This window comes from Achromobacter sp. HZ34, assembly GCF_002209485.1.
GTDB lineage: Bacteria > Pseudomonadota > Gammaproteobacteria > Burkholderiales > Burkholderiaceae_B > Bordetella_C.
Window position 1 is genome coordinate 146,443 of the sequence record NZ_NJIX01000007.1, and the last position, 19,512, is coordinate 165,954.

A 19,512-nucleotide genomic window follows, 5' to 3' on the forward strand; every position below is an offset into this window, starting at 1 on the left:
CAAGCTGAAACCTTTGCTCTCGCCATGCCCGCCGTACGCCCGTAGCGGCAGGGAACCAGGAGCCCTTGCGTGTGAACCGACCAGACATCCCCGCGATGCCTTTTTTTGCCTGGCATCGCGCACGCAGATCGAAAAGGCCACGCATGACCATTCAAGAACATTCACTTCCAGTAGCCACGCAACCGCCATACTGCCAAGGCGGGCCCTTGGTGCCATTGGCCCCGTCCGGCGCGGGCGACGGCCTGCGCTTTCAGCCTGGCGGTGCCAGCGCACCCCTGGCCTCGAAAAAACGTTCGCACAGCGTCAGGGAAAACCTGGTCAAGCTCAAGAATTTCCTGGTGCCGAAGTCCGAAGAAAGCAAGGCAAAGCACGCAGCGAAGAAGGCGGCCAAGGCGGCGGCCAAGGAGGCGGCAAAACAGGAGGCCAATCAGGTGGCCAATCAGTGGGCGGTCATGCCGTCCGCTGGCCTCGGACAAGTCGACAGGATACGCCGTGGCTCATCTTCGAGCTGGTCTACGGGATCGAGCCACGCAATCGCCGAGGGAACCGTGTCCTTCGATCACGGGGACGTCAACGTCGTGTCCCACCACGACGAACGTCCGGTGGACGTGGAGAACGCCGACATCGGCTCACGCAGCACCAGGCATGGTGCGAGTCTCAAGCGCACACTGTCGGGCTTGTTCAGCCGGCACCGGGGGCACGATGGCCCCCACATCGAGGAAATCGGTCGGCCAGGCCCCGCCGACGCCAAGGAATACGCGCGAAAGCGGAAAAAGAGGGCAAAGGCCGTCCACAGATCGGCCGAGGCTTTCCTGAGTTGCCTGGAGGGCACGTTCACCAAGGTGGTCAAGCCGGAGAAGGTGCGCCAAAACTCCAGGTTCAGGAAGTCCTGCCGAAAAGTGAGGCAGACGATGTCCCAGGCCGTCGTATTTACCCAGGCCAGGTTGGACCCTGTGACCCTCGGCGCCGCCTCCGCGGTGACCGGCGGTAAATCCATCGAGAGGGATTTTGCCGATCGCATGAGCGCTTTCATCGACACTTGCGACCATGCAGGCTTGCCCGCCAGTGACCAGGGCTATGTGCAGCCGCTGCGCGATGCGCTCAAGGGTGCTGACCTCTATGGCCTGAATCGTACTCGCCTCTATGCCAGGGACGAGGATTTTCGCGACAAGGCCAAGGCCATGTACGGGAACAGCGGCAGTGACAGCGACGACAGCGCGGACTCCCACGTCAAGGCGGAGCGCAAGCGCCGGGTGGACGTTTTGATGAGCAACCTGGACCAGGCCGCGACGGCGCAAATGAAGTTCCTGCTGCAGCAGGCGCCCGTCGGAGCCTTGTTCAACGCGGGTCTGCTGATCCAGATGCGGGGTGAGGATTACAAGGAGCTCCTGCCCGTCATCGCCGACGGCTTCGTGGATCTGTACAAGGGCTATCGATGCGGCCTGCACAACGAGGGCGAGACGGAGCAGGACTATATCGCCCGCGTCATCGAGGAGCACGCGCCGGAATGGATGCAGTTACCCATAAGGATCGCCCTGGGCGCCGATCCCGACAGCGCTGCGTGCGTCCAGACCGACGTGGCAAATACCATCGCCAGGAGCATGCTCGGCGCCAAACAGTTGCCAATTGCGGCGCTGCTGGCACTGGGAAAATTACTGGAGAAGCGATCGTTGTCCGGCCATGATCGCGCCGTCTCGCGTGCAATGGCCGCAACCCTGAATCTGAGCGATGCGGGTATCCAGAAGGAAAACGTGGCGCACGAGGTCGGCAAGGTCATGGAGGCTTTCCGCCATTACCTGGGCCTTGCGGGCTCGGGGATATCTCCGGACGCGGGAGACGCGCAATACTTGCTCGGCAAGCGGCTGTTCGACAACATGAATGGAATCGCCGCCGCGCTGCCTGCACAGGAGCCTGTTGGCGCGGTCGTTCCGTTCGACAACCAGGCCGTGCAATCGAGTCTCGCCAGAATGGCTGATGCCAGCAAGGCCGACACCAACAGGCCGGTGCGCAGGCGCCAGGGCGCACAGGCAGGTCCAGGCGGCGGCGTGGCAGAAACCGCGCTGGACGATGCGACTGCCCACGCGCTGAAGATGGCGAGGTCCCCCCTTCCTGCCTGGGGGCAGATCCCGGAGCGGCGCGGCGAAATGCTTGTCTATCACCGAGGCGGCGTGGTGCGTCGCGTCATCGGTGAGATCTGGTTCCATGTCCAGTCCGCGTTCAAGAGCGGCCGCGACCTGCAGGAACGGCGCGCACAGCGACGGCATGTGAATGTGGCAAGCGGGGTGCATCGCGTCGTGCATAACCTGTTCTTGCCCGACGGCGGGACAAGGACCTCCAGGAAGCTGGACGTCGAAACGCGGGCCCTGATCGCTTCCATCAAGCAGCTGGCAAGGAGCGAGGGCGAGGATTATGCGTGGGCTTACGTGAGGGAGCAGATGGAAGTGGCGCTGGCGACCGGTCGCCGGGGACAACTGCAAGACGCCGGCAAGGTGCTGTTCGACGATCCGATCAAGGGACTCGTTCTCTCGGGGCAGCAGCGGCGGTGGTGGACGCGCGCGTGGAACTACGTGATCGGCAAGTTCTTCGAAACTCCTTCCGATAGCAGTGTCGTCGAGCGCGCCGGAAAAATACGGGAGGTCGCCGGCGAGTCCTTGCACAAGGTCGTCGTGCATATCTTGCTGCGTGACGTGCTGGCCAGGGTTGTCGGCGCGGTGCGGGATGCGCGTCCTGTCGAAACGCTCCACGCTTTCAGGAGCCTGATGGAGGCCTATGCCGCATCGGGAAGAGGCAAGGACTTCGAAACCTGGCTCAGGCCGGCAGCGCAGTTGCTGAACCCCGATGACGCGGAGTGGATGATGGAAAGGCTGGAAAGGTATTCGTTCTCGAACGGCGGACACATGATCGATGTCTTCCAGCCCAAGCTGGACGAGGTCAAGCTGCTGGTCGATAAGGATGAATACATCGTGTACGAAGACTTCGCCGAAGCCCTGTATCGCGCCTTCGTGCAGGTGCATGCCGACAGGGAAATGGGCAGTGCCGGCGGGAGCGCATCCAGCGACGCGGACAGCGAGGGCAGCCAAGCCGGTACTCGATCAGGCAGCGAACCCGGCAGCCGGGGGAGCAGCCAGAATGGCAGCCGCGAAGGCAGCCGCGATGGCAGCCCGACCCCGCGCTTCACCAACCGCAACTTTGGTCACCTCAGCAAGACGGACCTCGTGCTCGCAACGGGCAAGACCGTGCTCTCCCAATTCGCACCGTCTTCGCCCAGGGAAACGGCGCTCTAGGTATTCCGTTTCAGGCGATCCCGCCTCCGCCTTGCCCTGCTTCGCCGGCGCCGTGCCAGCCTCGGGGCGCCGCCGGGTAGCCTGGATCGCGGGCGTGGGGGTACAGTTCGGGTTGAGGGGGGAATTGACCCAGATCATGGCGTCCAGGCGGCGTACGCCCGATCATGGTTATATCAACGTCGACCCTAGGAGAGTTGTACATGTATCGCAAAATTCTGGTTGCCCTCGACGGCAGCGACGTGGCCCAGGCCGCTTTCGAGCACGCCTTGCACCTTGGCGGCAAGGAAAACGCGGAAGTGCTGCCGGTCTATGTCATCGAATATTCCAGCGCCTACTACACCACCGCCGTCTATGACGTGACGCCGGTACGCGACGCCATGATCGAAGAGGCCAACAAGGTGGTGACGGCCGCCAACGAACGCCTGGCGGCCGCCGGAGTGCGCGGCAAGGCGCAATTCATCGACAAGGAAGGCATTTCCCCCACCATCGCCCAGCAATTGCAGGACACGGCGCAGGAAGTGGGCGCCGACCTGGTGGTGCTGGGCACCCACGGCCGCCGCGGTTTCCAACGCATGATGCTGGGCAGCGTCGCTGAAGCCTTCCTGCGGCTGGCGACGTGCCCGGTGCTGCTGGTGCCGGCCAAGGCGGTGGCGGAGCAGGGCTGATTCAGCTGATCGGCGCCGGCGCCGTGCCGCCCTCCTGGGCGGCCTTCAATTCCATCAGCAGGCTGTGCAGCATTTCGGTGGACAGGCCATGCAGCACCAGCCGGTAGCCGGCCCGCAGCGTCGACATGGGCACCAGCGGATGGTTGTTGTTGACCAGGATCAGGTGCTGCGGCGCCCCCAGCAGCTTGGCCGCGTAGATCCCTATGGTCTCGTCCAGCTGCAGGGAATTGGCCGCGCGCCAGAAGTCGTTGTCCGTCAGCATCAACTGGTACAGCGGCGTGAACAGTTCGATCGCGCTTTGCAGGTCGAGGAAGTTCATTGGCCGGTGCGGCAGGTCCTCCAGGCGCAAGCCGGGATCGCGGATCATCGAGTAGTCCACCGACGCCGGCGCCTGCATCTCCACACCCGCGTCGCGTAGCGCCTGGTTCAGGCGGATGACGAAATTGAACAGGTTCAGGTCGTGCTTGACGAAGAGTTCGTCTTCCAGGTCCTCGATCTTGCGCGGCTCCAGCGGCGTGGTGGTGATGGGGACCGGCGAGTTGGCCGCGATGAACGCCAGGATCTGTGCGCCCAGATGGAAATGCCGCAGGATCAGCCAGTTGGCTTCGGGTGAGACGAAGCGTTCCAGGCCCCATGCCAGGATGCGATGCAGCAGCCGCGAATGCGACCAGCGCTTGGGCAGGAACGTCTTCACGACCTGGATCAGGATGATGAAGGCACGTGCCAGCGGGCGCAGGAAGGGCAGCAGGTATTGGCGCGAGCGGCTGCTGGAATCCGTCAGCCAGGCCTTCTTCACGGGGTCCGGCAAGGGCGTGCTGCGGTCCAGGTACAAGGCCAGCCAGGGATTGGGATCGGCGGGGTCGTGGCCCTGGGCGAGGAAATCGGGCTCCTGGTTCATGCTGCGTCGTCCTTGTTCGTGACGCCACTGGCGTTGCTGCCGGCGCCATCGTAGGGGTGATCTTCGGGGTGATCTTCCATCACATACTGGAACTGCATCAGATACAGCGCCGCCGTCCTGCGCGCCGTCTCCGCGATGCGCCGCTCGGCCGTGCCGCTGTCGTCGCAGTCCAGCGCCAGTTCCACCGCGGCCAGCCAGCGCGCCAGATGGTGTTCGTCATTGTGGCCGTGGTATTCGAGGAAGCGGAAGGCATCGGGCGGCAACGCCAGGCTGGCCTTCAACAGCGGCAGCAGGGCCGGCACGATGCGCTGGCCGGTGCCTTCGATGATGTAGATGGCCCCCAGCAGGCCGATCGGGTCACGCGTGGCGGCCAGGCTGTGCAGGTAGGCATTGAGCGCCTCGCCGCCCGGATTGCGGCGCAAGCCGTCGATATCCTCGACGGTGCCGCCCGCCTTGCGGTAGTCCTCGAACAGGATCTTGAAGTCGTTCTGTTCCTCGCCCGCGTGTGTGTCGATCAGCGCGGCAAGGGGCTGGTAGTCGGGGCCCAGCGATGCGGCGCCTTCGCGCATCCACTTGCTGCCTTCGCGCACCTGGGGAATCCAGTTGGCCATCCAGTTCACGTAATCGGCCGGCTGGAAGCGGCGATTGCGCAAGTGACGGATGACCGGCGTGCGCCAGACGCGGGAACGATAGTCGTGCCAGATTGACGCCAACTCCGTCAGCAGCGCGCCCAGGCCTTCGGGCGCGCTGTCGGGGGCATGCGGCGGGGCGATATCTTCCGCGGCGGCGGACGCGGTGTGGCTGGCGCCGGTCCCGGTCCCGGCTCCGGCTCCGGCTCCGGCCCGTGGTCCGGAAGCGCGCTCGGGCTCAGGGGCGCCAGCGTCGGCGCGGGCGGCTGCCGCCGCGCTTTGGCGGCGACCTGGATCCGTGGCAGCCGACGTCGCAGCCGTCGTCCCATCCGCCGCTTCGACTTCCCACAACATGTACGCCGTCGTGAAGCGGCCCGATTCGGGGATGTAGCAGAGGATCTGCTCACCCGGCCGGATCTCGCGCGTCTCCAGGAATTCGGCCAGCATGATCAGGATGGACGCCGCGCCGGTATTGCCGCGCCAAGCCAGATTGCTGAACCAGCGTTCGCGCGCGATCGCCAGGCCGGCCTTGTCCAGCAGGTCCTCCACCACCGGGATGAATTTCTCGGACGAGTAATGGCACAGGAAATGGTGGATTCGATGGGGATCCACCCAGCCATCGCGCACCAGGCCCGCGTATTCATGGATGCCGATGTCGAACAGGTGCGGCAGCAGCCGGATGTCCTGGCGCAGCGACAGCGCGCCGTCGGCCTCGGCGTCGGTCCAGGAGGGATAGTCCAGGTGCCCGCGCGCACGGTCCGCCGACAGCCCCAGCTGCATGCAGACCGGATAGTCGCCGGAGAACGCGCGCTGGTGCACCCACTTCAGCCGCAGGCGCACGCCGCGTGACACGCCAGGCAGCGCACGGCGGCCCTGGCCCAGCACCAGCGCGCCCGCGCCGTCGGACAGCATCCAGCGCAGGAAATGCGCGTCGAAATCGGCGTCATAGCCGCGTGCGGCAAAGCGCGAACGCTTGAACAGGCGCGAGGGCATTTCGCTGGCCACGGCCAGGGCACTGGCGTGGCCGCCCAGTTCCACCGCCTGTGCCGCCGACTGGATCGCCGCCACGCCCGCGGCGCAGATGCCGTGCAGCGACAGCGCTTCCATGGGCGGCGCCGCCAGTTCGCCCTGGATCATATTGGCGAACCCCGGCATCAGGGCGTCGCCGCCGGACGAGCCGCTGGCCAGCAACGAGACCTCGTCGAGCTGGATCTCGTTGCGTCGCAGGCAGTCGCGGATGGCGCCGACGGCAAGCTGCGCATTGGTCATGGTGGTGGCGCCTTCGGCGTCGATCGCGTAGTAGCGCTGCTTGATGCCGTTCTCCGCCAGGATGCGCTGCTTGATGCGGCCGGAGATGCGATTCAAGGGCGCGATGTAGCGGTCCATTTCTTCGTTGGACACAGGGCTGCCCGGCATGAAATAGCCGGCGCTTTCCAGATAGACACGATGAAACGGGGTAGGCATGGTGTTCTCTGAGGTGACTACGAGGTGTCCTAGCGGACGTTATCGGTAGCGTAATGGGTGGCGGGATCGGCGGTCGCGGTGCTTTGCTCCTCCACGAGCGAGCCGGGCGGGCCTGCCGGCGCCATATGTGAGCGGGTGCGGAAGCGCGCGCTGAAGGACCCCAGGACATATACGCGGAACATATAAGGCAGCAGGCCGCCTTCATTCAGGGTGGCGGGGATGCGTGCCCGGTAGTGCTCATCATGCAGGCGGGCCAAGGCCGACCAATGCGCGCGCGAGTGCTCGTGATGCGCCGTATGCAGGCCGATATTGAAAAGCAGGGGATTGAGCAGGCCTTCGAAATTGCGCGCATAGCTCAATGTCCGTCCCCGTTGCGGCCCGCCGTCGGCATGCGCGTGCTGCAGGTAATTGGTCGCCAGCAGCCAATGCAGTCCATGCAGCTGCGGCACGATCACGTAGACCAGGGCCTTGGCGGGATGCAGCGCCAGCAGCCCGCCCCACAGCCCCAGCCAGGCGGCGTATTGCGCCATGCAGTAGCGCCAGGCGCCTGGGTGATGGCGCCTGAGCCGGCCCAGCCAGGCAGTGAATAGCGGGTATAGCACCCACACCGCCTGCAGTGGATGGATCAGGTAGCCCCATAGATGGTTCGTGTCGCCGCCGAATCGATAGGTACGCGCGGCATCGCGCGGGCCATGCCGATGCCGGTGGTGATTCGCCACGTGGGCCGGGTAGAACACGAACGTGGGATGGCCTTGCAGCAGCGTGATCCAGAAGTCGGTGGCGCGATTGGCCCGGCGCCCGTGCCACATCCGCAAGTGCGTGTGGTTGTGATGGATCACGCCTATGCCCAGCGTCAGGAACAGCATCAGCGCGTACAGCGGCCACCAGAAACCGTGCATCCATTGCCATGCCGCCAGGGCGGGCAGGGCGGCCAGATAGGCCAGGCTTTGCCAGTCGCGGCGATGGCGCAGCGTCGGCAGGGCCAGGCGTGGCCCGGATCGCTCCCGGCGCCCGGCGCGGTCCTGCCGTTCCGTTTGCGCCGATCCTTCAAGCGCGCGCATCGGAATGCGATCTCTGCTCGTAGGCATCCAGCTGCCGGGCGGCCGCGTCGGCGGTCAGCCGCGTACGGAACAAGCGGTCCATGAACGTGAACTGGAAGCCATAGTTGCCGTGATAACAGGCATGGTGCAGATGATGCCGGCGGCTGGCTGCGAACCAATGCGCATAGGACACGCGCGGGAAGAAGTCGTAGTTGGCGTGGCCTATGCAATTGAAGAACAGGCTGAACAGCGGTACCGACAGCAGCGACCAGAAGCTGAAGTCGTGCAAGACCATGGGCAACAGGATGACGTTGCCCAGCATCAGCGCTTCGAGCGGGTGGAAGCTGTAGGTCGAAAAGGGCGTGGTGACGATGGACCGGTGATGCGGCAGATGGAAGCGCCGCAGCGGGCGGGTATGCAGCAGGCGATGGTTGATCCAGAAATGCACGTCATTCCAGGCCAGCAGGAACAGGATTTCCAGCGCGATGCGCGCGCCGCCGGCATCCAGGGCCAGGTGGGCCCAGCCCAATTGCAACAAGCCCCAGGGAAAGATCATGCCGGTGCCGAACAGCAGTACGGACACGCCGGACTGGGCGAGTTCACGCCGCAACTGTCCCGGCGCGAGGGGGCGCGGATCCAGGGGCCGGCCGATTCCAAGGGCGGGCAGGACGTGGTGGGTCAGCAGCCACGTGGCCGCACCGAACAACAGATAGATGCCGCCGAAGAACAGCAGTCCCGCCAGCATGACCTGCCAGGCGGACAAACCCAGGAACGCTAGTGCCATGATGCTTCTTATTTCACTAGGAGGGCGAATCATAGCGCCTGACCGGCATCGTCAAGGCGGCAACAGGAAAAAGGACCCGGCGGCGGGGCCGTCAGGTCCTTCTGTTCCAGCTGTTCAGATTCCAGGCGGCTGCGTCTTGAAAGCCTCCCTAACCCTTCCCGGAGTTCTGCTTGGAGCTCCTTCCTGGATGCCTCAGGCGGCCGGTTCGCTATTCGCCTTCAGCACCGTCAGGGCCGCCATGTTGACGATACGGCGCACCGTCGAGCTCGACGTCAGGATCTGCACCGGCGCGTTGACGCCCAGCAGGAAGGGGCCCACGGCGACGTTGCTGCCGGCGGCCGTCTTCAACAGGTTGTAGGCGATGTTGCCGGCATCCACATTGGGGCAGACCAGCAGGTTGGCCGAGCCCTTCAGCGGCGAATCCGGCAGCACCTTCAGGCGCAGCGCTTCGTCCAGCGCGCAGTCGCCGTGCATTTCGCCGTCGACTTCCAGGTCCGGCGCCTGCTCGCGGATCAGGCGCAGGGCCTCGCGCATCTTCTCGCCCGACGCCGAGCTGCCCGAGCCATAGCTGGAACGCGACAGCAGCGCCACCTTGGGCAGCAGGTTCATGCGCTTCATTTCCTCGGCCGCCGCGATGGTGTATTCGGCGATCTGTTCGGCGCTGGGGTTTTCGTTGACGTGGGTGTCCAGCAGCGCCACGGTGCGCTCATCCAGCAGCAGGATGTTCATGGCCGCATAGGTCTTGGCGCCCGGCTTCTTGCCGATGACCTCGTCGATGAAACGCAGGTGGTCGTGGTAACCGAACACTGTGCCGCAGATCATGCCGTCCGCATCGCCCAGGCGCACCATCATCGAACCGATCAGGGTCAGGCGGCGGCGCATGTCCACGCGCGCCATTTCCTTGGTGACGCCCTTGCGGTTCATCAGGTCCCAATACGTCGTCCAGTATTGATGGAAGCGCTCGTCGAATTCCGGATTGGTGACTTCCACGTCCTGGCCCAGGCGCAGGCGCAGGCCGAATTTTTCGATGCGCGACAGCAGCACGGCGGGGCGGCCGACCAGGATGGGGCGTGCCAGCTTTTCGTCGACGATGACCTGCACCGCGCGCAGCACGCGTTCGTCTTCGCCTTCGGTGAAGACGATGCGGGCTTTGCCGCCGTCACGCACGTATTGCTTGGCCGCGGCGAACAACGGCTTCATGAAGGCGCCGGAATGATGCACGAACTGCTGCAACTGGTCGGCGTAGGCTTCCAGGTCGTTCAGCGGGCGGGTGGCCACGCCTTCTTCCATGGCAGCCTTGGCCACGGCCGGCGCGATGCGCACGATCAGGCGCGGATCGAAGGGCTTGGGAATGAAATAGTCGGGGCCGAAGGAAATGTCATAGGTGCCGTAGGCGGCCGCAACGATTTCGTTCTGCTCTTCCTCGGCCAGGCCGGCGATGGCGTACACCGCCGCCTTTTCCATGCCGCGGGTGATGGTGGTGGCGCCCACGTCCAGCGCACCGCGGAAGATGTAGGGGAAGCACAGCACGTTGTTGACCTGGTTCGGGTAGTCCGAACGGCCGGTAGCCATGACGGCGTCGTCGCGCACGCTCTTGACCACTTCAGGCAGCACTTCCGGGGTCGGGTTGGCCAGGGCCAGGATCAGCGGCCGGGGCGCCATCTTGGCGACCATCTCGGCTTTCAGCACGCCGCCGGCCGACAGGCCCAGGAACACGTCGGCGCCTTCGATGACTTCCGTCAGCTTGCGCAGGTCGGTCTTGCGCGCGAAGCGCTCCTTGTCCGGGTCCATCAGCGCGACGCGGCCTTCGTAGACCACGCCTTCGATGTCGGTGACCCAGATGTTTTCCAGCGGCAGGCCCAGGTCCACCATCAGGTCCAGGCAGGCCAGCGCGGCGGCGCCGGCGCCGGAGGCCACGACCTTGACCTGCTTGATGTCCTTGCCTACCACTTTCAAGCCGTTGATGAAGGCGGCGCTGACGGTGATGGCGGTGCCATGCTGGTCATCGTGGAAGACCGGGATCTTCATGCGTTCGCGCAACTTGCGCTCGACGGTGAAGCACTCGGGCGCCTTGATGTCTTCCAGGTTGATGCCGCCGAAGGTGGCTTCCAGGCCGGCGATGATGGTGACCAGCTTGTCGGGATCGGTTTCGTTGATCTCGATGTCGAAGACGTCGATGCCGGCGAACTTCTTGAACAGTACCGCCTTGCCTTCCATCACCGGCTTGGAGGCCAGCGCGCCGATATTGCCCAGCCCCAGCACGGCCGTGCCGTTGGTGATGACGCCGACCAGGTTGCCGCGCGCGGTGTAGCGGATGGCATTGACGGGGTCAGCAACGATTTCCTCACACGCCGCGGCCACGCCGGGCGTGTACGCCAGCGCCAGGTCGCGTTGGGTCACCAGGGGCTTGCTGGCGGTGACGGCAATCTTCCCGGGCACGGGAAACTCGTGATAGTCGAGCGCGGCTTGGCGGTCGTTGCTGGTGGTCATTGCTTTCCTCTCCTATGGCCTGTGGCCTGTTTCGGCTTGCAGACGTGAATTCTAGGCTTCAAGGCATAACTATAAAATTCTGAATTGCTATGATTCAATAATGTTTTCCTTATGTATTGACCAAGGGCGGCCCTGACCATGGCTGGATTCGACGCCGACGAGGTGCTGCGCCGGCTGGGTGCGCGCCTGAAAATGCGCCACCTGACCCTGCTGCTGAACATCCGCCGCTATGGATCGCTGACGCGGGTGGCCGAACGCATGGCCAGCAGCCAGCCCGCCATCACCAATGCGCTGGCCGAGCTGGAGGGCATGTTCGGCGCGCCGCTATTCGACCGGTCCGTGCGCGGGATGGCGCCCACCGCCCTGGGCGAGGTGGTGCTGGGCCGGGCCAGCGCCATGGTGCACGACCTGGAACATCTGGTCCGCGATATGGAAACCGTGGTGGCCGGCCATGCGGCGCACCTGCACATCGGCGTGATTCCTTACATTTCCGGGCGCATCCTGTCCGCTGCCATCCAGCGCACCCTGCCGGACGGCCAGCGGCGGCTGACCGTGACGGTGCACGAGGCGGCCAGCGAGCAGTTGCTGGCGCGCTTGGGCGAACATGACGTCGACATGGTGATCGGCCGCGCCTCGGCCACGCTGGACCTGGAGGGTGTGGCCTTCGAACGGCTCTACCAGCAGCAGCCCAGGCTGATCGCCAGCCGCCGGCTGGCCGCCCAACTGGGACGCACGCGCCTGGACTGGCCGGTGCTGGTGGAACTGGACTGGATCCTGGGCGCTCCGCACACCCCCATGCGAGAGCAGGTGGCCGACATGTTCCTGGGCGCCGGGCTGGCGCCACCCACGCCTATCGTCGAGAGCGGTTCGGCCAGGCTGATCGGCGAGATGATTGCCGCCAGCGAGACCGCCGTCTCCATCGTCCCGTCGGACGTGGCGGACGAACTGGTGCGTATCGCCGGGGTGGCCATCGTGCCGTATTCCTTCAACTGGACCCTGCCGCCCATCGCGCTGTTTACCCGCGCGCAAGGCGCCCGCCCGGTCGACACGCTGTTCGCCGAGTCGTTGCGGCAGGTCTGCCGGGAGATTTTCGGGGGCGCGCCGGGGGATGCGGGCGCCGGCCGGGGCACGGGTAGCATGGCGTTGCGGTAGATCGCGGGCGTGGCCGGGGAGCCATGCGTTGCGGTGAATGCTGAGTTCTTGCCTGGCAAATATGGCGCTACGGTCAATCCCCGGTCATCGATTATTGACTTGAAGTAAAGAGTCTTTCGCCTGGGCGGTGCTGTTTGCGCGACGGCAATTCCGGCAAACTGCGTTTTTATTTTGCTATGCAGCAAAACGCTGCAGCCGGATCCCACCATGTCTGATCTACCAAGCTCGACCGCCGGCACGCGGACGGAAACGTCCTCCGCGTTCCCGCTATTTGCCCTGGCCGTTGGCGCCTTCGGCATCGGCACCACCGAGTTCTCGCCGATGGGGCTGTTGCCCGTCATCGCCGAGGGCGTACACGTTTCCATTCCCAGCGCGGGGATGCTGGTCAGCGCCTACGCCATCGGCGTGATGCTGGGCGCTCCCTTGATGACGCTGGCGCTGTCGCGCTGGTCGCGCCGCCGCGCCCTGATCGTCCTGATGAGCATCTTCACCGTGGGCAATCTGTTGTCGGCGCTGGCACCCGGGTATTACACGCTGCTGCTGGCGCGCCTGGTGACCAGCCTGAACCACGGCGCCTTCTTCGGCCTGGGTTCGCTGGTGGCCGCCAGCGTGGTGCCGCGCCACAAGCAGGCCAGCGCCGTGGCCACCATGTTCATGGGACTGACCATCGCCAATATCGGCGGGGTGCCGGCCGCCACCTGGCTGGGCCAGACCATAGGCTGGCGCATGTCCTTCGCCGCCACTGCCGTCCTGGGCATCCTGGCCATGGGCACGTTGTGGCTGGCCCTGCCGCGCGGGGAAAGCGGACGGCGTCCGGACGTGCGCGTCGAGTTGTCGGTATTGACGCAGCCTGCCGTGCTGGTGGCGTTGCTGACGACCGTGCTGGGTTCCGGCGCCATGTTTACGCTGTATACCTATATTGCGCCGACCCTGCAGTCGCTGACCGGTGCCGGCCCGCAGTTCATCACGGCCATGCTGGTGCTGATCGGTGTCGGTTTCTCCCTCGGCAATGCGGCTGGCGGCAAGCTGGCGGACCGCTCGCTGGTGGGCAGCCTGATCGGCTTCCTGACGCTGGTGATCGTGGTGATGCTGGCCTTCCCCTTGCTGGGCCAGACCCACGTTGGCGCTGCCGTGTCCTTGCTGCTGTTCGGCGTTGCGACGTTCGCCGTCGTGCCGCCGTTGCAGATGGGCGTGATGCGGGCCGCCGAACGGGCACCAGGCCTGGCGTCTTCGGTCAACGTCGGCGCGTTCAACCTGGGTAATGCCCTGGGCGCGGCGGTGGGCGGCGCGACGATTTCGGCGGGCCTGGGTTATGGCGCGGTACCCGTGGCGGGCGCGGCCATCGCCATCGCGGGGCTGTTGCTGGTTCTTGTGCAGGCTACCCGCCGACGCCGGCTGGCAGTGGCGTGAATTCAATTCAATAAGGAATAAACATGACTACATCCACCATCCCCCGTTTCGGTATCGGTACTTTCCGTTTGAAGGACCAGGTCGTCATCGACTCCGTGCGCACCGCCCTGGAACTGGGCTATCGCGCAGTCGATACCGCGCAGATCTATGGCAATGAAGCCGAAGTCGGGCAGGCCATCGCCGAATCCGGCGTGGCGCGGGAAGACATTTTCCTGACCACCAAGATCTGGGTCGACAACTATGCCCCCGAGAAACTGGCCGCCAGCCTGGAAGAAAGCCTGCGCAAGCTGCGCACCGATCATGTCGACCTGACCTTGATCCACTGGCCCGCGCCGGGCAACGGTGTGTCGTTGGAGGCCTATATGACCGCCCTGGCGCAAACCCGCGAGCGTGGGTTGACGCGCCAGATCGGGATTTCGAATTTCAATATCGCGCTGACGCGCGAGGCCATCGCGGCGGTGGGTGAGGGCAATATCGCCACCAACCAGATCGAGCTGAGTCCCTATCTGCAGAATCGCAAGCTGGCGCAATTCCTGCAGGGGCAGGGCATCACCGTGACGTCCTATATGACGTTGGCCTATGGCAAGGTGCTGGGCGATCCCGTCCTTGGCGAGATCGCGGCGCGGCATCAGGCAACGCCGGCGCAAGTGGCCCTGGCCTGGGCCATGCAGCTGGACTATGCGGTGATCCCGTCGTCGACCAAGCGTGCCAACCTGGCAGGAAATCTGCAGGCGCAGACCCTGCGCCTGTCCGACGCCGACATGACCGCCATCGCCGGCCTTGAACGCAACGGCCGCGAAGTCAGCCCGGCTGGCCTGGCGCCTGACTGGGATTGACGGTCAGTTAGCTGCGGGTAGCGGCGGCCGTCGCGGGCAGCGTCGTCTGAGTGTTATACAACTTTTGTGTTGTAAATCATAAATACAACCTAAGGATTGTATTTCGACTTTACAAGCTATCTTGCGTATTTCTGTTTTACTCACCATACTGCGTAAAGCAAAAATACAACGTGAGGCTTGTATGCCAGACTTCGCCGTCCGCACCGCAGAGCAGCTTCCAACCTTGCTTCAGGGATTCCGCAAACAGTCCGGCTTGACCCAAGCGGATACGGCCATGCGCCTGGGTATCAGTCAGCAAGCCTTGTCTAATATCGAGCGCAATGCCGACAAGGTCAGCGCCGACCGGCTGCTGGAGCTTCTGAGCATCCTGGGCGTCGAACTCGTGCTGCGTAAGTCCGGTGACTTGCCAGCCCCCGCCCCATCGGCTGGCCCCAGTTGGTGAGTCCATGGGGCGACGCTCGCACACTCGCACCCTGAATCTCTGGATGAACGGCGAATTCGTCGGCACCTGGAGCGTACAGCCGCATGTCGGAGACGTCCTGCAGTATGCCGACGCTTGGGTGGCGTCTCCCCAAGGCCGTCCGCTATCGCTGTCCTTGCCCTTCATCCCGGGCAACCCGCCGCAGCGCGGCGAGGCCGTGCGCACCTACTTCGAGAACCTGCTACCGGACAGCAAGGAGATCCGCGAGCGTGTCGCCCGTCGGTACCAGGCCGACTCGACCAACGCGTTTGCCCTGCTGGCTGAAGTCGGTCGTGACTGCGTCGGCGCGCTGCAGGTGGTGCCGGGCCCTGAGGCGCCGGATGGCGTTCAAGAGGTGAATGCGACACCGATGTCCGACGCCGAGATTGCCCAACTGCTTCGCAACACCCTGACGCCAGGCCCCCTGGGCCGTGACGCTGCCGAGTACGAAGATTTCCGCATTTCCATTGCCGGCGCGCAGGAAAAGTCGGCCATGCTCTGGCACGACGGCCGATGGTGCCGCCCGCATGGCGCGACACCGACCACTCACATTTTCAAGCTGCCACTGGGCTTGGTCGCAAACATGAAATTCGACATGAGCGATTCGGTCGAAAACGAGTGGCTGTGCTCTGAAATCCTGCGCGCCTACCAAATGCCCGTGGCGACGACCAAGCCCTTGATGTTCGAGAACATGAAAGTGCTGGCCGTCGAACGCTTCGACAGGATGTGGTGGGAGAACCCCGAAGGCAAGCGCTGGCTCATCCGGTTGCCGCAGGAAGACATGTGCCAAGCGACGGGAACCCCGCCGCATTTGAAGTACGAGTCCGACGGCGGGCCTGGCGTGCGCCAGATCATGAAGCTGTTGGCCACGTCGCGCGCTCCTGATCGCGACCGACGCATGTTCTTCCAGGCCCAGGTCCTGTTCTGGATGCTTTGCGCCACGGATGGCCACGCGAAGAACTTCAGTATTTTCCTGCGCCAGGGCGGAACCTACGAACTCACCCCGCTGTACGACGTACTGTCGGCCTATCCCATCATCGGCAAAGGAGCGAATCAGCTGTCTCCCTACAAGGCCAAGATGGCCATGGCCGTGCGTTCGAAAAACGCCCATTGGGTCATGCGCGACATCTTGCGCCGGCACTGGATTGCCGTGGGCACTGAGCACGGCGTGGTCAATCACAACGGTCAGGGCGTGGAGCATGTCCTCGACGACCTGGTCGCGCGCACGCCCGGAGTCGTGATGACCATCCGCGCGCTATTGCCGGATCGATTCCCCAGGTACGTGGCCGACTCCATCCTTGAGGGCTTGCAAAAGGCGGCCGATACCCTGGCGGCTTAGCGGCAGAGGACCAGCAGGCGCCATGCGAAGTGTGTGAGCGTTAAAGTAGGCTTATTTTTTAGAATCCTACTTTAATAGGTTATTCTCTTGATCGGCAGCGCCTAAAAGAGTAGGATGAATGGAAATAATCCTACTTTACTGATATGTCTACTCTTTCTTCCCTTGCGGAAGTCCTCCGCAATAGAGCATCCACGCTGGACGTGCCTCAAGCTGCGCTGCGTGAGAAAGCTGGAATCGCCAAACAAACCATGACCAATGTCATGAGCGGCCGGGAGGACTACAAGGTCAGTACCCTCCTTGCCGTCGCCGGGAGGCTTGGCCTTGAACTCGTGCTGGTACCCAAGGATGCCTCTCCAGGCTTGCTTGCAGCGCAGGTCAAGGCGCCAGCGGTGAAGTCCCGGGTTGCCGCCGCGCTGGAGGCGCTCGAAACTAAAAAGAACGATAAGCGCTCGCCATGAACGTCAAGGCGCTGGAGATTCGCATCGGCGGGCAGCGCGTGGGTGTGTTGTTCCAATACAGCCAGGAGGGCGGCCAGGTCATCAACCGCTTTGTCGCGGATGAGGCATTCATCGCAATGGCAGCCCCTCCCGTGGTTTCCACCAGTTTCCTGGCGAACAGCCCCGAGGAACAGGAACTCGCCTGGCGAGACCTTGCCAGCGTGCCACTGAACGGCAAGCTCTCCAGTGACGGCACCTCATGGTTGCTGCCTTCCTTCTTTCAAAATCTGCTTCCGGAAGGCGTCTTCCGCGACCACGTGGCGCAACTTCGGCACTGCGCTTCCGACGACCACTTCGAGTTGCTCGCAGCGTGTGGCAAGGACTTGCCCGGCAATGTCCATGCCCTGCCCATCTCCTTGAGCCGTGACGAGCTGACCCACTACATCACGCAGAATGCTGATGCCTTGGAGATGACGGTCACGGCGGATCCGTTGGAGGAGGGCGTATCGCTATCTGGCGTGCAACCCAAGCTTGGAGTCATCAAGGATGGCGAGCGCTACGTCGGACGGACCAAGGACCACGACACGCACATCATCGCCAAACTGCCCGTAGCCGGAACCGCGTTGCTCCCAGAAGTCGAAGACCTATCGCTTCGTCTCGCCGCCGCCGCCGGCGTGAATGTGTGCCAGGCGTACCTGGAACCGCTCAGCAAACTCGCCGCCCAGCATCATTACGACTTGAGCGGCACGGACGGCAAGCCCTTGGACGTAGCCCGGTCCCATTTCCTGGCCGTCGTCCGCTATGACAGAAGCCCCGCAGGACGCGTGCACTGCGAGGATTTCGCGCAAGTATTGGGGGTGATGCCTCAGAACAAATACACGAAAGCGTATTCATACACCGCTATTGCCGCGGTGATGATGGCCGAACCCAGTCTGGGCGAGTCCGCGGTGCATGAATTACTGCGCCGACTGGTTGCGAACGAAATGTTGGGCAACCTGGACATGCACCTCAAGAATATCGGCCTGTGGTATCCCGACGGGCGCACACCGGAGTTGCCACCGGCCTACGACATCGTCGCGCACGTGGTTTATCACAACGCCACGCGCGGCCACGGTTTACGCATACTTCCCGACGACGAGGACCTGGCCTTGCCGAAGGACAAATCATCGAGGGCACCTGACGCGGTCAGGCAGTTGGCCCACCGGCCAGCATTGACGCCCGTTGTCTTGCGTAGATTCTGCGACCTGGTGGGAATCCTGGAGCGCCCCGCCGCCAAGGTCATCAGCGACTGCGTCCGCGCTGCCGTCGACAAATGGCCGGAGATGATTGCGGCAAGCTTGCTGACGGAAAATCAAAAGTCCCGGCTTCTGGCCCACTTCTATGCACACCCGATGGTGGAAAGCGTGCGCAAGCGCCAGCATAAGACGTGAGATGGAGCGGGCACGAAGCACGGATGGACAGCGCAATGTCGCTCGCGACGTGCAAGTCTCGTTCAGCCCTTACCGAACATTGCCAGCCAGAGTGGCGTCAAGCCTGCTAAGTAAAACGTGATTCCGATCAGGTTGCACAGGCCGCAGGTAATCCCGAGCACCAACGCTGCTTTTTTACGACCGGCCGCTTCGCCCGGTGCTCTTGGCACGATGCGGTATGGGTTGGCTTCGCCAGGCAGCGGTGCTTCGTCTTTGGTCCATTCCGGCGGCAGCTTCGGCCGCGGCCGGAATCGTGCGTAGAGGGTCGCGTAAAGAGGCGAAGGCCAGCAGCCGATCCAATAAAGAATATTCAACGGATTGATGGATGGCCACCAGTTTCGAGCGCGCAGTTTTGCGACGATTTCCGCTGGCGTCGACAAATATCCCGACAGCGGTCCGTACTCTATCAACGCGCTGACCCAAGTGCGTGTGCCGGGCACCACTTCGATCTCGGGCAGGCTTTCGGGTGAGTCTTCCATATACCGGCGTATCATTTCCCAGACCTGTTGGCAGCCTTCGCGATTGGGCAGCGGGCCGGCGACGGTCATGCGCGACTTCCATTGATTCGGCTGATCGGGGTAGTACTCGATAAGCATCAAGCTCATTATCGGCCCGCCGCCTAGTTGGGCGGGGCCGAAACTTAATCGCGCATAAGGCCGCACGTGCTTCCAGTCCATCTGGAGCGCGACCTTGTTCTCGCGCATATAGACTGTTCCGGACTTGCGGTTGAAATGCAGATCGCCATAGCTGCTGAAAAGGCTGATTCGCACGAAATACACGGCCAATGCGATGGCGCCTACTGCCAGGGCCAGCAACAGGCAGGCAAAGGTGATGACTATGACGGTCCCCCATCCCGTGGGGTCGAGATAAAACATAGCGGCATAGGCCAACCAGGCGCTACCGATAGCGGTCGCGGTCATCAGGACCGCGAGGAAGGGGCCCATCGACTCGACGTCGGTCGCAATCGATCCCTCGTATGCCCAGACCATGGACCGTTGGTCCAGTTTCACCACAGACCGAATCGTGACCGGCTCTGCATCACTTAGCCGAGGCAGCTCGCCAGGTGTAAACGGTGTAATCGGGGCGGCGGCCGTCGTTTGCGTCGGGCTGTTGAGCTCTGCGTTTGCAAGTTTCTTTTTCTTCATTTATTGGCTG

Annotated in this window: 15 protein-coding genes; 9 read left to right on the forward strand and 6 right to left on the reverse strand. The window is 63.7% G+C overall.

Going from position 1 to position 19,512, the window contains the following annotated elements:
• The first annotated feature begins 143 nt into the window (after nucleotides 1–143).
• Both CEY05_RS25050 and CEY05_RS25055 read left to right on the forward strand, forming a co-directional pair.
• Entirely contained in the window at nucleotides 144–3,284 is a 3,141-nt protein-coding gene (locus CEY05_RS25050) for a hypothetical protein (protein WP_143220638.1), read from the forward strand.
• A gap of 200 nt (nucleotides 3,285–3,484) precedes the next feature.
• Nucleotides 3,485–3,949: a universal stress protein gene (locus CEY05_RS25055; protein WP_158219420.1), complete on the forward strand. Its 465-nt coding sequence runs from the start codon at nucleotides 3,485–3,487 to the stop codon at nucleotides 3,947–3,949.
• 1 nt (nucleotide 3,950) lies between these two features.
• Here CEY05_RS25055 and CEY05_RS25060 read toward each other — a convergent pair whose 3' ends face one another.
• From CEY05_RS25060 to CEY05_RS25080, 5 genes are all read right to left on the reverse strand, one after another.
• Nucleotides 3,951–4,847 carry a hypothetical protein gene (locus tag CEY05_RS25060; protein ID WP_088600004.1) on the reverse strand — a complete coding sequence of 299 codons (897 nt, stop codon included), beginning with the start codon at nucleotides 4,845–4,847 and terminating at the stop codon, nucleotides 3,951–3,953.
• Nucleotides 4,844–6,940, reverse strand: coding sequence for a StlD/DarB family beta-ketosynthase (locus tag CEY05_RS25065; RefSeq protein ID WP_088600005.1), 2,097 nt, complete (start codon nucleotides 6,938–6,940; stop codon nucleotides 4,844–4,846). Before CEY05_RS25065 ends, CEY05_RS25060 begins: the two co-directional genes overlap by 4 nt.
• A 29-nt stretch (nucleotides 6,941–6,969) precedes the next feature.
• Complete coding sequence (locus CEY05_RS25070; RefSeq protein ID WP_088600006.1) at nucleotides 6,970–8,001, reverse strand: fatty acid desaturase; 1,032 nt, start codon at nucleotides 7,999–8,001, stop codon at nucleotides 6,970–6,972.
• Nucleotides 7,988–8,764 (reverse strand): sterol desaturase family protein, encoded by a 777-nt coding sequence (locus CEY05_RS25075; protein WP_088600007.1) that lies wholly within the window; start codon nucleotides 8,762–8,764, stop codon nucleotides 7,988–7,990. The genes CEY05_RS25070 and CEY05_RS25075 overlap by 14 nt, the downstream gene beginning before the upstream one ends.
• Nucleotides 8,765–8,956: 192 nt before the next feature.
• Nucleotides 8,957–11,254 carry an NADP-dependent malic enzyme gene (locus CEY05_RS25080; RefSeq protein WP_088600008.1) on the reverse strand — a complete coding sequence of 766 codons (2,298 nt, stop codon included), beginning with the start codon at nucleotides 11,252–11,254 and terminating at the stop codon, nucleotides 8,957–8,959.
• A gap of 138 nt (nucleotides 11,255–11,392) precedes the next feature.
• Between CEY05_RS25080 and CEY05_RS25085 the strand changes: the two genes are divergently transcribed.
• The 7 genes from CEY05_RS25085 to CEY05_RS25115 all read left to right on the forward strand — a co-directional run bounded on the left by CEY05_RS25085 (nucleotide 11,393) and on the right by CEY05_RS25115 (nucleotide 18,318).
• The gene (locus CEY05_RS25085; protein ID WP_088600009.1) at nucleotides 11,393–12,406 is read left to right on the forward strand and encodes a LysR substrate-binding domain-containing protein; all 1,014 of its coding nucleotides are present in this window, start codon (nucleotides 11,393–11,395) and stop codon (nucleotides 12,404–12,406) included.
• A gap of 207 nt (nucleotides 12,407–12,613) precedes the next feature.
• Nucleotides 12,614–13,816: an MFS transporter gene (locus tag CEY05_RS25090; protein WP_088600173.1), complete on the forward strand. Its 1,203-nt coding sequence runs from the start codon at nucleotides 12,614–12,616 to the stop codon at nucleotides 13,814–13,816.
• Nucleotides 13,817–13,839: 23 nt separating this feature from the next.
• Nucleotides 13,840–14,652 (forward strand): 2,5-didehydrogluconate reductase DkgB, encoded by an 813-nt coding sequence (gene dkgB, locus CEY05_RS25095; RefSeq protein WP_088600010.1) that lies wholly within the window; start codon nucleotides 13,840–13,842, stop codon nucleotides 14,650–14,652.
• Between the two features lie 181 nt (nucleotides 14,653–14,833).
• Complete coding sequence (locus CEY05_RS25100; RefSeq protein ID WP_088600011.1) at nucleotides 14,834–15,094, forward strand: helix-turn-helix domain-containing protein; 261 nt, start codon at nucleotides 14,834–14,836, stop codon at nucleotides 15,092–15,094.
• A gap of 4 nt (nucleotides 15,095–15,098) precedes the next feature.
• On the forward strand, nucleotides 15,099–16,451 hold the full coding sequence (locus tag CEY05_RS25105) for a type II toxin-antitoxin system HipA family toxin (RefSeq protein WP_088600012.1): 1,353 nt from the start codon (nucleotides 15,099–15,101) through the stop codon (nucleotides 16,449–16,451).
• 248 nt (nucleotides 16,452–16,699) lie between these two features.
• Nucleotides 16,700–16,909 carry a hypothetical protein gene (locus tag CEY05_RS25110; RefSeq protein ID WP_143221054.1) on the forward strand — a complete coding sequence of 70 codons (210 nt, stop codon included), beginning with the start codon at nucleotides 16,700–16,702 and terminating at the stop codon, nucleotides 16,907–16,909.
• Nucleotides 16,906–18,318, forward strand: coding sequence for a type II toxin-antitoxin system HipA family toxin (locus CEY05_RS25115; RefSeq protein ID WP_088600014.1), 1,413 nt, complete (start codon nucleotides 16,906–16,908; stop codon nucleotides 18,316–18,318). The genes CEY05_RS25110 and CEY05_RS25115 overlap by 4 nt, the downstream gene beginning before the upstream one ends.
• A gap of 62 nt (nucleotides 18,319–18,380) precedes the next feature.
• Here CEY05_RS25115 and CEY05_RS25120 read toward each other — a convergent pair whose 3' ends face one another.
• The gene (locus CEY05_RS25120; RefSeq protein ID WP_088600015.1) at nucleotides 18,381–19,502 is read right to left on the reverse strand and encodes a hypothetical protein; all 1,122 of its coding nucleotides are present in this window, start codon (nucleotides 19,500–19,502) and stop codon (nucleotides 18,381–18,383) included.
• Nucleotides 19,503–19,512 lie beyond the last annotated feature (10 nt).